11 protein-coding genes and 1 pseudogene are annotated in these 13,658 nt (G+C 49.7%); all 12 read right to left on the reverse strand.

The features are described 5' to 3' along the window. Positions 1-9 precede the first annotated feature (9 nt). Positions 10-828, reverse strand: coding sequence for a hypothetical protein (locus PJI16_02735; GenBank protein ID MDT3776473.1), 819 nt, complete (start codon positions 826-828; stop codon positions 10-12). Continuing rightward, positions 821-1,612 carry a proteasome subunit alpha gene (locus tag PJI16_02740; protein MDT3776474.1) on the reverse strand — a complete coding sequence of 264 codons (792 nt, stop codon included), beginning with the start codon at positions 1,610-1,612 and terminating at the stop codon, positions 821-823. Before PJI16_02740 ends, PJI16_02735 begins: the two co-directional genes overlap by 8 nt. 1 nt (position 1,613) lies before the next feature. Further along, entirely contained in the window at positions 1,614-1,826 is a 213-nt protein-coding gene (locus PJI16_02745; protein ID MDT3776475.1) for a ubiquitin-like protein UBact, read from the reverse strand. 49 nt (positions 1,827-1,875) lie between these two features. Continuing rightward, positions 1,876-2,610 carry a class I SAM-dependent methyltransferase gene (locus tag PJI16_02750; protein MDT3776476.1) on the reverse strand — a complete coding sequence of 245 codons (735 nt, stop codon included), beginning with the start codon at positions 2,608-2,610 and terminating at the stop codon, positions 1,876-1,878. 230 nt (positions 2,611-2,840) lie between these two features. Continuing rightward, positions 2,841-4,364 carry a proteasome accessory factor PafA2 family protein gene (locus PJI16_02755; protein MDT3776477.1) on the reverse strand — a complete coding sequence of 508 codons (1,524 nt, stop codon included), beginning with the start codon at positions 4,362-4,364 and terminating at the stop codon, positions 2,841-2,843. 57 nt (positions 4,365-4,421) lie between these two features. Next, positions 4,422-6,203, reverse strand: a complete 1,782-nt coding sequence (locus PJI16_02760) for an AAA family ATPase (protein ID MDT3776478.1) — start codon at positions 6,201-6,203, stop codon at positions 4,422-4,424. Between the two features lie 212 nt (positions 6,204-6,415). Beyond that, positions 6,416-6,736 (reverse strand): annotated as a pseudogene (locus PJI16_02765) (RNA-binding protein). Between the two features lie 281 nt (positions 6,737-7,017). Continuing rightward, complete coding sequence (clpX, locus tag PJI16_02770; GenBank protein MDT3776479.1) at positions 7,018-8,298, reverse strand: ATP-dependent Clp protease ATP-binding subunit ClpX; 1,281 nt, start codon at positions 8,296-8,298, stop codon at positions 7,018-7,020. Between the two features lie 112 nt (positions 8,299-8,410). Then, positions 8,411-9,505 carry a hypothetical protein gene (locus PJI16_02775; GenBank protein MDT3776480.1) on the reverse strand — a complete coding sequence of 365 codons (1,095 nt, stop codon included), beginning with the start codon at positions 9,503-9,505 and terminating at the stop codon, positions 8,411-8,413. Positions 9,506-9,522: 17 nt separating this feature from the next. Continuing rightward, the gene (locus tag PJI16_02780; protein MDT3776481.1) at positions 9,523-10,416 is read right to left on the reverse strand and encodes a M48 family metallopeptidase; all 894 of its coding nucleotides are present in this window, start codon (positions 10,414-10,416) and stop codon (positions 9,523-9,525) included. Between the two features lie 96 nt (positions 10,417-10,512). Beyond that, the gene (locus PJI16_02785) at positions 10,513-12,000 is read right to left on the reverse strand and encodes a pitrilysin family protein (GenBank protein ID MDT3776482.1); all 1,488 of its coding nucleotides are present in this window, start codon (positions 11,998-12,000) and stop codon (positions 10,513-10,515) included. Then, positions 11,997-13,556 (reverse strand): pitrilysin family protein, encoded by a 1,560-nt coding sequence (locus PJI16_02790; protein MDT3776483.1) that lies wholly within the window; start codon positions 13,554-13,556, stop codon positions 11,997-11,999. Before PJI16_02790 ends, PJI16_02785 begins: the two co-directional genes overlap by 4 nt. Positions 13,557-13,658: the final 102 nt, after the last annotated feature.

Below are 13,658 nucleotides of genomic sequence, written 5' to 3' on the forward strand. Positions count from 1 at the left end.
CTGCCAGGATTAGGTGGCAGGCTGGAACACGGGAGGAATGAAGGACTGTAATTCCGACTGACTCAGAACACGATAGGTTTCCATCTTCCCGCTCTCCCGATCCAGCAATACACATTCCAGTGCTTCCTTGGAGAGCGTTTCACGAATTCGTGAAGCAATGGCCTCATCGTCTGGAATGGTGGACATGGAAGTGGCTGCCGAAGAGGTGCTTGCCCCCTCTTCTGAATCCGAAGAGGGGGTCGAGGTTTGGAGGTGACTCGCAATCCCCCACAGCCGGAGACTCACCTCCACCGCCGACGGCAAAGAAGAGAGAGGACTATGGTTTTTCCATTCCTGAGTAAGACACCCACGGATTGACGGGGAAGCCGCCAGCAACCCGAATTCGCGTTGCTCCTCAAACATGCCATCATAATTGATGCTGAGCAAGCGGTCGCGATCCTGGGTAGCCCCGACTTCTGCCAGCAAAATTTTGGCAATGTAGGGTGCCTTGAAAATTTCTTCAAAAGCTTGCTTAATGACAGGGGCCAGACCATTTTTCATCAGGCGGGAAGCGGTCACATCCGCGGGTGACCGTTGAAACCCTTCCACGTGGGCCATATCCAAGAGGGTATACCGTAATTTCTCCAGATCAGCCGGGTGCCCCATGCCTCCTAGCGCAATGCGATCGTAAATTTCATAGATCTTTTCCGTACCCCGATTAAAGGTCAGCAACAGAATTCCTTGGGCAAAGGAAACACCGACTAATGGATTGCCTTGTGTGAATTGATCGTCCAGATAATTTCGTCGATTGGCGACAGCTTCAATCCATCGATAGGGTTCTTCATACATGATTCAGCACCTTTTCTGAAAACAGCGATTTCAACCGTTCGGCGGGAATGTTCCTCACTCCTTCAGGGGAAATGCGTTTGACGACGGGGTACAGTTGAGCCTGGGCGTCCACTCCACCGGTGGCAGAATCAAACTCTGCAGCACTGGTCATTAGCCGAAGCACGAACGTCAGGGCCTCTTCTTCATTCATCCCAGCCACGGGACCACTCCCCCACCGATTCATGTAAAACAAAATCCCCCGAATCGTAGAAGATCCTGATCCTGACACGGCATATTCTACCGCCTCGAATTCGGCTCCTAAGATGTCGTAGAAAAAGATCTTCCCGCATCCCTCAAGTTGATCATACCCCGCAAAAATTGGCGCCACGGTTCCGGTTCCTGCCAACGCCGCAGGCGCATTGTTTTTCAACAATGTCGATAAGGCTCGCAACTTTCCCTCAAAACTCAAATCCTGCAATTGGCTTCTCCGGTAATACTTAAAAGAATGCTCTAAGATTCTTGCCATTTCAAACGCGGTGGCAGGAACACCTGCAATGGCCATGACCGAAAAACGATCCAATTCCAAGACCTTATCAGTCCGATCATACATCACGACATTGCCGGCCGTTGCCCGCCGGTCACCAGCCACGAGGACACCATCTGCATACTTGATGGCAAAGACCGTCGTACCGGTTGTAATATCAACATGGGCTGATGGCCCGTTGACATTGAACGGCTGACAAAGATCGTCAACCGCATAGCCACGTTCTCGTAAAATCTGAATAAAATCTCCCTGTTGTCCCATCTTATTCCCCGGTCCGTTGGCGATATTTTTCCGCCTGCTTGGGATCCACCTTGCGCATGCGCTTCATGAGATTATCACGGGAAGGAGAATCAGTTTCCGGCTTTTTAGGACCTGATTCCTGATCACCAGGTCCAGATGGCTTTGAGAGTGGATCGATTGGCTGCTCTTTTCGTTCAAGGCCTCCGGTTTGGATATATGCATATGTGCTTTCCATAAATCTCATCCTCCACATGAACTTTTTATGCTTTCCAGAACAACATACATTAAACTTTACGTAAATACATACCTGTTTGAAAATTCCCACCATAAACAGGATAGCAGGACATAATGACCTCTAATCCTAGCTTCATTAACAACTCATCAATCCAACTGGGGTTGTAGCAAACGGCAGTTAAATTATTATTATCTTGCTTCCCACCGTTAGCAGGCAAATCACTATTCTCCAAAAAAATATAATTTGGCGTAAATTCCGGATTGCGCTTTGCCTCATATCGACTAAAACAGGTAAAAAAGGCAAAACCATTTCTTACCAATTTGTCAGAAATAAGGTTCATATACATTTCAAAATCTTTAATGTCCAAATGGGAAAAAACGCTCCATGCCCAAACCAAATCATATGAATCATCTAAAAAGTCAAAAACGGGTTCTTTTGTCGAAGCATTTGGGCTGTACATTTTATTCATATAATCAATATGGTTAAATGTGAACCGGTTATCCGACTGAAAGAACGCAATGTTTTCATTAATGTCATTACGATCCACATCAAAACCAGAATATTCGAACTCGACATTGATATGTGAATCTTCAGCCAATTTTCTTGGTATGCGCCCCTTCCCACATCCAACATCAAGTATTTTTATCTTTTTTCTCTGAAGGTCCTGAATGAGTGCGGTGAACCGTTGATACTCGTATACTTTTTTTTCATCAGAAAGCCAGAACCCGCCATCAGTGAGTCTAACAACTCTATTTCTTTCAAGGAAGTTAAAGGAGTTAGGCATGACTCCCTTATTGGTTCTTAGATCAACTAACAATTCTCAAAATTCCCTTTTTCATCCGGTGAAGTTCGGGGACGACTTTCCCCCGCCATCAGTAGGTTCGCTAGAAAGATTACCAACCAATTCATGGAGGTATTATTCCTAACCGGGAGTATAAATCACTCCAAATTTTTGCTAAATATTCTGCTAAGGTGAAGTGAAATATCCAAAAATTAGAATAATCTCACCTAAAATTACTGCTCCCCTGTCAGAGCTTTCATCATATCCAATGGAGTCGCGGCATATTCAATTACAGACCGACAGCGAGCCACTGACACCGGCTCAAGGTGATCCTGCAGATCAAGATGCAGTCCCCCATTTTGGCCACGAAAATGAACCCCTTCCCATTGTATCGACGCAATGTCTTTTTCAAATCGTTGGACACACAATCCACGGAGCCCCCCACGCGTATCGAGTGGTCCATGCTTCATGGCTTTCTGAATCTCTTGTTCCTGACATAGCGGGGTTGTTCGACCTTCGGATTCCAACCCGAAGAACAGGCCGCGATCAGGATTCAGATTATGATATTCCAGATCCAGACTGGCAAGCCAAGGGTCGTCCCAGCCGACGGCCTCGGCCTGGCTAAAGGTTTCGAGTAACCACCATTTTGTCACCCAGTCGATTTTCCCCACAAGCTGCAATCGATCCCGCTCGAGAAGGTCTAACACATGCTCCCATTCGCAAAGAATCCAGGTCGTCTCTTCATCCATTTCGATGAAGAACTTTCTGGCCAAATTTAGATATTCCCGTTGAATATCCAGCCCAGAAATCATGCCGCCAGTTTTCCGCTTCACAAGCGTGTTCAATTCAAAATCAAGCGACAGCGCCTGAATCGCCTGCACCGGGGAGTCTAATTCACAGGGCGGCACGAGCCCACCCGCAATCATATCTAACACCACCCGTGTCGTACCTATCTTCAAGGCGGTGGCATACTCACACATATTCGCATCGCCCACGATGAGATGGAGACGTCGATAGCGCTCGCGATTCGCATGGGGTTCGTCTCGTGTATTAAGAATGGGGCGGTTGTGCATGGTATCCACCCCCAACTCGGTCTCCATAAAATCTGCGCGTTGGGACAATTGAAACCCGCCGGGCACAAACCCGCGCTCTTGCGCTTCACGACCGACCTTGCCTGCGCCGGCAATCAATTGTCGGCTAACCAGGAAAGGCATGAGCCCGCGAGCCAATTTCTCGAAATTGAGTGTGCGCGAGACCAAATAATTATCATGGCAACCATAACTATGCCCATGAAAATCCGTGTTGTTTTTATACAGCTGGACCATCGGTCCGCCAAGGACCTTGTTTCGGCGTTGTGCCGCCATCCAAAGGATTCGTTCGCCAGCCCGGTCATGCGCGACCATATCCTTAAGAGACCGGCATTCCGGCGTGGAATATTCCGGATGAGTATGGTCATTATAAAATCGTGCGCCATTGGGGAGGACAAGGTCACTTTTCATTTCATGGAAGGAAAAAGGCCGATGGGCATCCTGCTCCGCAAACAGGTCCTCTTCTTTATCCTGAGCTAACTCGGTGACACGAAACCCCCGTTGATCTTCATGGGGATGTTCGCCCTGATAATCCCAACGGCGGGTAAAATGTCCGTCAAGATAGGCCCGCACCAACTCCATGGATTCCACCACAGGATCCGCGGTCTCGACATCTTCCCTCGCAATCCCATACTCGGTCTCAATGCCAAACAGGCGAATCGGGTTCATATCTTCCGATCTTTCAACTGAGAATGTCCCATTTGAGAGCTTGTTAGAAAGGGAGGTTTAAACAATTTGAGAGGTCCGATGTTCTTCTCCGTCTTTTCCAGGCTGAAGGGACGACACTCCAACAACCTGGTCGGGATGGTAATCCAAGAGTTTTAACCATTCCTCAGCTGAATCATCAGGGGGAAAAATTTCACTCTCCTTGAATTCTTCATTGGTGGCAATGAGTAAATCATCGAGGGTCAGCCCCGATGGTTCTTGGTCACCCGCTTGAATCGCCCGTTCAATGGCCCGTTCTTTGGCACGCCGGACGATTCCCGCCAACACCGCTCCACTCAATAAATCCCGCCGGTAGAGAATTTCCCGCCGGCCGTTACGCAACCGGATAGCCAGCACGCGATTCTCCTGGCTCCGCTGAAAGAGATTCTCTAACAGTCCGTCGATGATACGCGAAACCGGAGTCCCATCATCTTCTCCGCTGCCGGCAGATTTCTTCGTGTCGTAAGGAAGATCAGCGGTCAAATAGACACGCAAAATTTCCCCAACATCGATTCTCCCAGGTCGGCCAACTTTGATTTTTCGATCGATTCTTCCAGGTCGAAGCACCGCCGGATCAATCATATCCGGACGATTCGAGGCCAAAATCACGACCACCTGAGAAAGGCTTTCAATCCCGTCGAGTTCAGCGCAAAACATCGGAACCAGCGTGTTGGAGACATTGTAGGATCGCACTGCCCGTCTCGTCCCTAAAATAGATTCGGCTTCATCGATAAAAATAAACGGTAACTTTCCGGCCAGTCGTTGTTGCCGGGCTTGGAGAAATAAATCCCGGATGATTCGTTCGGATTCCCCGACCCACATATTCAAAACTTCAGGACCTTTGACATGCAGAAACACGCCACCTTCAATCGGCGGAAGTTGCGAGAGAGAATCCTGTCCCTGGGTTCCTACATGAGGCGTGGGCGTTTCACGTTCTTGCGCTAAAATTTGTCCAAGGCTCGCAGCCGTAGCCTGGCCGATCAGCGTTTTTCCGCAGCCGGGTGGGCCATAAAGTAGGAAACCCTTGGGTTGCTGGAATTGATAACGGGAGAACAACCCTTCATGCAGGAGCGGATATTCTATTGACCGGCGAATGGCCCCAATGGCTTCCTGCTGGCCACCAATATGCTCCCACCGCACAGTTGGTAACTCCGCTAAAAGATGCGATTGGCCTTGTGAATTTTCTAAACGTTCAATGGCAATTTTGTGAGTCGGGTCCAATCGAACCTCATCGCCAACCTTCAGGTCCGCACTTGCAAGCTCCTCCGCCCGTTGAATGAGAATGCCTTGTCTGCCGACCTCTTGATCAATTCGAAGACGGCCATCGCCTAAAATCTCTCGAACTTTCACAATTGGACCACTCCGATCATACCCAAGAGACCGGATGACGACATATGCCTCATTCACTAAAATCTGATGTCCAACCTTTAAGCCATCCCGCTCGAGCCTGGGATCGACATTGGCATAGTATTCCGCCCCACCAACCATGATTCTGGCTACGCCCTCATCAGGCTGACCCAACAACGTCCCGATTCGATTTGCCGGGGCCGTCAGCTTTTCAAGCACCCCCTGGAGTTTTTTCATGTCGGCTTCCTGTTGTTGAGAAGCCGTTGTTTGTTCAACAAGCCGGTGTCGAAGTTGATAGAGCAAGGGAATGCGTTGATCCCCTTCCGGCAATGATGCCAAACATTGGTCAATGAGTGCTAACGGCGAAATTCCCGACTGACGGGAGGATTTTGAAAATAAGGAACCACCTGACGGAGAAGAATCCTTAGGGGAAGAAAATTCTGAAGAATCGCTCATCGTATATATCTTTCCATTCTATTTCAGTTGGAAGATGAAAGCCGTGATGCACATTAAACCATTGCCGAGTCATCTTGTCCGGCAGTTGTCAAATCATTCTACAATGTTTCCTGACCATTACCCAAGGTATAAAAAAAGCAGAGGATCCAATACCGGATCCCCTGCTTCTATTAAAGTGTAACCTTTAGTGACTTAGTGCGTTACCAACGGTCTCCACCGCCACCACGGTTTCCTCCGCCGCCACGATTTCCGCCACCACCGCCACCACCAAATCCCGTTCGTGGCGCTTGAGGCTTCGCTTCATTGACCGTCAGGGTACGCCCTCCCATTTCGGTCCCATTCAGCGCCTCGATCGCGGCCTTGGCTTCAGCATCCGAGGCCATTTCCACAAAACCAAATCCCCGAGACTGCCCGGTGTATTTGTCCGTAATAATTTTAGCCGACGTCACGGCGCCGTGCTGCCCAAAAAGGTCAGCCAATTCCTGCTCTGCCGTGGAATACGGCAAGCCACCCACATAGATCTTTGAACCCATCGGGGTCCCTCCTTCTAAATGCGATATTGTTTTGCATGGTTCGAAGAGAAGAGAAGGGAAGGAACGGCCCGAGAACGCAAACCAGATGGCGACTTAGGACTAACTTCCAATCAGACTCCTTGCGGATTCCTTGGCAAAACAACATCAGTGATGGGCCCGTCACTCAAACATTCACCACGTGGCCCGAATGTCGTGATGAATTTCTTTTGATAAGCATAAGTCAGAATGGGAAAGAATGCAACAGACCCCAGGCGAGAAACAACTATTGAAGAGCATTATTTTCAGGAAATTAATTGGGGAACACCCCTGCCATCAATCGCCTCTTCAGTGATTACCACTCGCTTAATATCTTTCAGGGCTGGAACATCATACATCAAATCCAGCATCACTTCCTCCAGAATGGAACGCAATCCTCTGGCTCCAGTTTTCATAGACGAGGCCCTTGTGGCAATGGCCTGAACCGCCTCAGGGGTAAAATCCAACTGCACCCCATCTAATTGAAATAATGCTTGATATTGCTTCAGAAGAGCATTTTTCGGTTCCTGGAGAACCCGAACCATATCCTCCACGCGCAAATCATTCAGAGACGCCAGAATCGGGAATCTGCCCACAAATTCAGGGATGAGTCCATATTTTAAAAGATCCTCAGGCTTGAGTTTTCCCATTAATTGATCAGAGGTCAGTCCCTCACCATTAGCGGAAACTGCCCCAAAACCCATTCGCTTCTGATTGGTCCGTTGAGCAATAATATCCTCCACTCCGACAAACGCACCGCCACAAATAAAGAGAATATTGGAGGTATCCACCCTGAGGAATTCCTGCTCGGGATGTTTTCTGCCCCCCTTGGGAGGCACATTACATAACGTCCCTTCCACTAATTTCAGCAATGCTTGTTGGACACCTTCCCCGGACACATCCCGCGTAATAGATGCGCTTTCAGATTTCCGGCTAATCTTATCAATTTCATCGATATAGATAATACCCACTTGGGCTCTGGCCATATTAAAATCGCACGACTGCAATAACTTCAAGACCACATTTTCGACGTCTTCTCCAACATATCCCGCCTCCGTCACCGTAGTGGCATCCGCGATGGCAAAGGGCACATGCAAAATTTTCGCTAAGGTTTTCGCCAGTAAGGTCTTACCGGTTCCCGTCGGCCCGATCAACATTACATTCCCTTTTTCCAATTCCACATCAGGCAGGTCTTTGCCGCTAAACACCCGTTTATAATGATTGTGGACGGCAACCGCCAGAACCTTTTTGGCACGGTCCTGTCCAATCACATACTGGTCAAGCACCGCTTTGATTTCAGGAGGTGTCGGCAAGGGACCCGCTGGCGGCTCTATGACGGAGGGACCTTCGTTATGGCCTGATAAAAACTTGGAACATTGTTGGATGCAATCTGCACAAATCAACACCGACCCTGGTGCCTGACATTGCGTACAAGCCAATTTTGTCGGGGCCTGTATCAAATTCGTTGCTCCAGGTTTTGCCCGACCACAAAAGGAGCAGACCGCATCCGCACGATTTCGTCCTTGCTTCGAATCCCAAAAAGCCACAGCAGTTACCTTTCCTTACTCTTCGCCAGATATCAATCTAATCAGTGCGATCACTCACCCATGAAATGATGATCTTAATCTTCAAGAGGAAGGATATCAAATCATCTCCCTTTCAGGATAAACCTCCCAGGGATTCCTCCACAACCAGCGGCACAGCCTTCCATGACAATCCACGGTCCACCGTCCGAAAAAGTCCTTTTCCATTCGTGCCCACATAGAGTACATCGGAATCGACCGGGCTCATCGCTAAAGCTCGAATATTAACATTGGTCAAGCCCTCACTTCGAGCTTCCCAAGTTATTCCTCCATCTTCACTTCTAAAGACACCGTCACGATTGGTCACATACACGACATGGGGGTGGGTATGATCGAGAATGAGGTCACTCAACATTTGATCGGGGAGGATATCTCCAATGCGAGTCCAAACTTGCCCCCCATCCTTGGTGACGTATAATCCATTCAGAGTGGCAGTATACACGGTATCGGATTCACGAGGGTCAACCTTAATGCGAGTCACCCCCAGTGCCCTGGAAGATTTCAGGACGTCCGAGGCCACCAGCCCATTATTGACCATCCTCCAGCTTCGGGCACCATCAATGGATTTATAGACTCCCCCACTTGTTCCGGCATAGAGCGTTTGAGGTTGCCGGGGGTCGCAGTCAAGTGCCACCACCATGAGCACTTCTTTCATGCCCTCCATCCGCTTACTCCAGGTTTCTCCCCCATCGTCTGATTCAAACACCCCTAACGAGGTGGCGGCATAAACATGGGCACTGGAACCCGGAGCAAAGACCAATTGATGAACCACAGAAGAAATCGTCACATCATCCAATCCCGTCCGCCGTGACACCCATCGTTGGCCACCATCATAACTTTTATACACCGCGTCACCTTTAGTCCCGGCTACAATATTGGCCGGGAACAGGGGATCAATGGCCAGGGCAATGACGCGAGAATGGGTCATACCCGCAGACATGTTCTGCCAGGTCATTCCTTCATCCCGGGATTTATAAATATAGTCATTGGTAGCGAGGTAAAGAATCTTGGAGTTTGTGGGATGAAGGGCGATTTCCACCACCGCCTCACTTTTCCCACAGCCGGCCAACATCATGCAGGCAACCACTGTTGGCCAAAATAAACCCGGCCTAACGATCATTCCGTACCTTGGATTACTTTTACCCGGCTTCTCAGGAAGAGGCCGCACCATAGAGACACCTTCCACAGCTAGTGACGGAGACGAGCCCCGTTTGGTTGTTGTGGAGGAGGTTGAGCAGGAGATGGCATAATGGGGGGGAGATTGCCCACAGGCGCTTTCGCAGCCTTTTCATACAGACCCATGGCTTCAGGCATCCATTTCGTGAGATCGGCAATCCGGGTTTCATGGGCTGGATGGGTGGATAAAAATTCCGGTGGAGCGCCATCAGAAGTCGCTGCCATCCGTTCCCAGATGTGAATCGCTTCCCGTGGGTCGTACCCCGCGTCGCCGGCAAGCAGGATGCCGATATAATCGGCTTCTGATTCGTGTTTTCGGCTAAACGGTAACAGCACTCCTGTCTGCACCCCAAGCCCCATCGCCTGCATGGCTAACGCGTTTAACGCCGGATTTTGACCTTGGGTCGAAAGTAAAATCGACGCTGTGGTCATTCCATATTGAGCCACCAGTCCCTGGCTCATCCGTTCACCTCCATGTTCCGCCAATGCATGAACCACTTCATGCCCCATAATGGCCGCTAATCCGGCCTCATTTTTGGCCATGGGGAAAATGCCGGTATAGACCGCAATTTTCCCCCCAGGCAAAGCCCAGGCATTTTTCATATTGTCATCTTTAATGACAGTCACTTCCCAATCAAATCCTTTCGCCACCTCCGCGTATTTAGAACGCTTGGCCGCCTCAATAATACGAGCCGCGACCCGTTTGACCGGCTCAATTTCTGTGGGATCTTTGGAAATAACGACTTTCGGGTCCTGCAACACCTCACTATACTGGGCAGCCCCCATCTGACTCATCTGCCCCGACGGCATCAGGAGGAGTTGAGAGCGATTCGTATAGGGATTGGTCTGGCAACCAGAGAGCAGAATACTCAGGAGCAGTGCACAGGATAAGCCCGTACGAACCATGATGGCCCTCCACAATATCGGCATCTCAGAACCTCTCTGAATTCAGCATAGATCCCAAAGAGGCATCCAGCTCCCGTTACATGCAGCGCGGACCATCTACATTCCGGCAGAAGGCTCTGGAATGCGAATGTCCAATTCTTGAATTTTCTCGTAACGAGCCAATGCCGGTTTTGTGCCTACACGAGGGCCCACCACCAAAATGGCAAACTCCTTAGGTCTCAAATGTTTGTGTGCAGCCATTCGGACTTCAGCCGTGGTGACCTTTTCTATGCCCTGGCGAAATTCTCTCAGCCAGGTTGAAGGGTACCCATAATATTCATACGTCAGGTATTTACCAAGCACTTTCGTGGGAGAATCCACTGAAAAGACAAAGGAATTTAAAATGCTGGCTTTCGCGCTCGTCACTTCTTCATCCGTAGGAGGCTCAGCGACCATATTCCGAGCTTCCGCAATTAACGCATCAATTCCCTTCGCCGTCGTTTCTGTTTTCGTCGACATCGAAAGAATGGCCATGCCCGGATAGTCCCATTGTAACCCGACGCCCCCATGAACATCATAGGCCAGCCCTTGCTTGGACCGGATGTTATAAAATAATCGGGCCCCAAATGACCCCGAAAGAATTTGATTGACGATCACCAATGGATAATAATCAGGATCGTCCCGACGAATACCCAGATGTCCCATAGCAATTTTGGCTTGGGTCATATCGTTTTTTTCAACATAAAATACACCAGCCGGAACGTTTGCCTGAATGCCAACCTGAGCATCCGATACCTCTGGGCCTTTGGGCCAATCACCAAAAATCGATTGAATGAGCGCCAACGTCTTTTCTCGTTCGAAATCGCCACTCACACCTAAAATGATGCGATTAGGATGAAAGTATGTCGAATGCCACCGGATCACATCCTCTCGCGTGATAGATCCCACGGAGGCGTAAGTCGGCTCCCATGTATATGGTGATTCTTTCCCATAAATTAACTTTTTAAATTCTCGTGACGTAATCTCATCGGGATCATCGTTCTGACGCGAAATCCCCGCCATCACCTGATTTTGAGCAATTTTTAACTTCTCAGGATCAAATACGGGAAACCGCAACACATCCCCGAATATCTTCAACACATCCGGAAAATCTTCAGTGAGAGAACCCATCGATGCGGTTCCCGACGAGTCCCCAATGTGTGTTTCAATCGCGGCGGCCTTCCCCTCCAAATACTCATCCAGCGCATCTCCGCTCAGAGTTTTTGTCCCCCCGGTGCGAAGCACGGTTCCCGTTAAGGAGGCCAACCCAACTTTTGCTTCGGGTTCCAACCGAGATCCTGTCCTGATCATGGCTGACACACCCACCAATGGTAACTCATGGTCTTCCATCAGCAATACCACCAGTCCATTATCCAGAACCACGCGTTCAGGTTCAGGAATGACCAGTTCGGGTAAGGGTGGAAAATGCAACTCCTCGACTTTAGTCACCTGCGCTTGCACCCAAACGGGTACACAAAACATGACGAAGACGACCAATCCCGCGCTCAGGATTGACCATCGGCCTACTCCACACACCGCAGACTGCTGAGACATGATGCGATTCATGATTGACCCTCCCCGGAAGTGACTGCTTGAGGACTATCGGCAGGAGGAACCGTTTCAATCATGCCCACGATTCGGTTCGTGGATTGAAACATTGTGTTGGCGACCCGACGAATTTCGCTCTTGGTCACCTGATCCAACCGATCGATGGACCGGAATAACTCGCGCCAATCGCCAAACAACATCTGATAATCAGTCAGGTACATCGCCATGCCGAGGTTATTATTCAAGGCCCTGACTAGCCCGGCTTTCGCTCTGGTGCGAAATCGAGCCAACTCCTCATCGGAGACGTCCTGGGTTTTAAGCCGGTCAAACTCTTCTCGTAAGGCCTGTTGCACGGCCTGATTTGTCACGCCCCGGCCAGGAACAGCATAGGCCATCCACACATGCGGGTATTTGTCACCTGGATATTCCCCATAGGCTCCGACCGAAACCGCAATGCGTTTGTCCCGTATCAGCGATCGATACAACCGGGACGTCCTCCCATTCGTCAAAATATCGTCGATCGCATCGTACACCGGTTGATCAGTATGAGTTACAGGGGGTTTATGATACCCCTCGACATATAACGGTTGGGAAGGATCCTGCAGTTTCACAATTTTTTCGGCGATGGACGGAGGCTCAACGATTCGAAGCGGAGGGGGCGAGGGAGCAGAGGGAATTCGATTGAAATATTTTTCAAGAATCGGAATGACCGTCTCCGCTTTCACATCCCCGACGATCGCCGTTACTAAATTTGTAGGCACATACTGCGCCTCATAAAACTTCTTCGCGTCGGTCATCGTGTAGGATTGGATGTCGCTGGCAAAGCCAATCACCGGATGATGATACGGGTGAGCCATATAGGCCGTCGCGACAAACTGTTCGAGCAACCGGCCGAAGGGTTGGCTTTCCGTCCGCATTCGACGCTCTTCCATGACCACGTCCCGTTCCTCATAAAACTCTCGAAAGACCGGGTGCAGAAAGCGCTCAGACTCCAGATAGGCAAACAGTTCAACCTTATTGGCCGGAAGAGCATAAAAATACCCGGTCACATCAGCACCGGTGAACGCGTTTAAGGCGACCCCACCCTCTCGTTCAATGATATCGCCGAACTCATTTTTCACCACATAGGCAGAGGCCTCTTGTTGTCGTTTTTTAAAAACCGCATACAGGCGATCCACCCTCTCCGGGTCAGGATCGGAAGAAAATTTCTCCGTTTGATAAGCCTGGTAGGCCTCTTCCAATGCCTCTAGCGCAATCTTTTCTGCGTCGTAATCGGTTGTTCCAATGTGGGGTGTTCCTTTAAACGCCATATGTTCAAACATATGAGCCAGTCCCGTTTGCCCCATGATTTCCTGAGCCGATCCCACATTGACGCGCGTCATGAAGGCAAAGACAGGGGCCACTGGCCGTTCCACAATTATGAAGGTCCACCCGTTCTTTAACGTATGCTGGGTCACACGTTGTTCAAAGGAGGCCAGATCCTGACCAAACACGAACCCTCCGCTGACGAACCACGCCAGCCCCACAAGTCCGAGGGTCTTGCTCCATCCCATCATTCGGTTACCGATTCCCATTAATCACCATCCTGTTTAAGCAACGTATCTAATCTGACCATTAATTAATCCTACCCAGTAAATGAGAATTCTGGCAAGCAAGAAACGATTGAATGCGGAAAC

This window comes from Nitrospira sp. MA-1, from assembly GCA_032139905.1.
GTDB lineage: Bacteria > Nitrospirota > Nitrospiria > Nitrospirales > UBA8639 > Nitrospira_E.

Bases quoted from the DNA above. Each gene is read 5' to 3' on its own strand.
- PJI16_02735 (MDT3776473.1), bottom strand. From the start codon at position 828: ATGTATGAAGAACCCTATCGATGGATTGAAGCTGTCGCCAATCGACGA.
- PJI16_02740 (MDT3776474.1), bottom strand. From the start codon at position 1,612: ATGGGACAACAGGGAGATTTTATTCAGATTTTACGAGAACGTGGCTAT.
- PJI16_02745 (MDT3776475.1), bottom strand. From the start codon at position 1,826: ATGGAAAGCACATATGCATATATCCAAACCGGAGGCCTTGAACGAAAA.
- PJI16_02750 (MDT3776476.1), bottom strand. From the start codon at position 2,610: ATGCCTAACTCCTTTAACTTCCTTGAAAGAAATAGAGTTGTTAGACTC.
- PJI16_02755 (MDT3776477.1), bottom strand. From the start codon at position 4,364: ATGAACCCGATTCGCCTGTTTGGCATTGAGACCGAGTATGGGATTGCG.
- PJI16_02760 (MDT3776478.1), bottom strand. From the start codon at position 6,203: ATGAGCGATTCTTCAGAATTTTCTTCCCCTAAGGATTCTTCTCCGTCA.
- PJI16_02775 (MDT3776480.1), bottom strand. From the start codon at position 9,505: ATGGTGCGGCCTCTTCCTGAGAAGCCGGGTAAAAGTAATCCAAGGTAC.
- PJI16_02780 (MDT3776481.1), bottom strand. From the start codon at position 10,416: ATGGTTCGTACGGGCTTATCCTGTGCACTGCTCCTGAGTATTCTGCTC.
- PJI16_02785 (MDT3776482.1), bottom strand. From the start codon at position 12,000: ATGAATCGCATCATGTCTCAGCAGTCTGCGGTGTGTGGAGTAGGCCGA.
- PJI16_02790 (MDT3776483.1), bottom strand. From the start codon at position 13,556: ATGGGAATCGGTAACCGAATGATGGGATGGAGCAAGACCCTCGGACTT.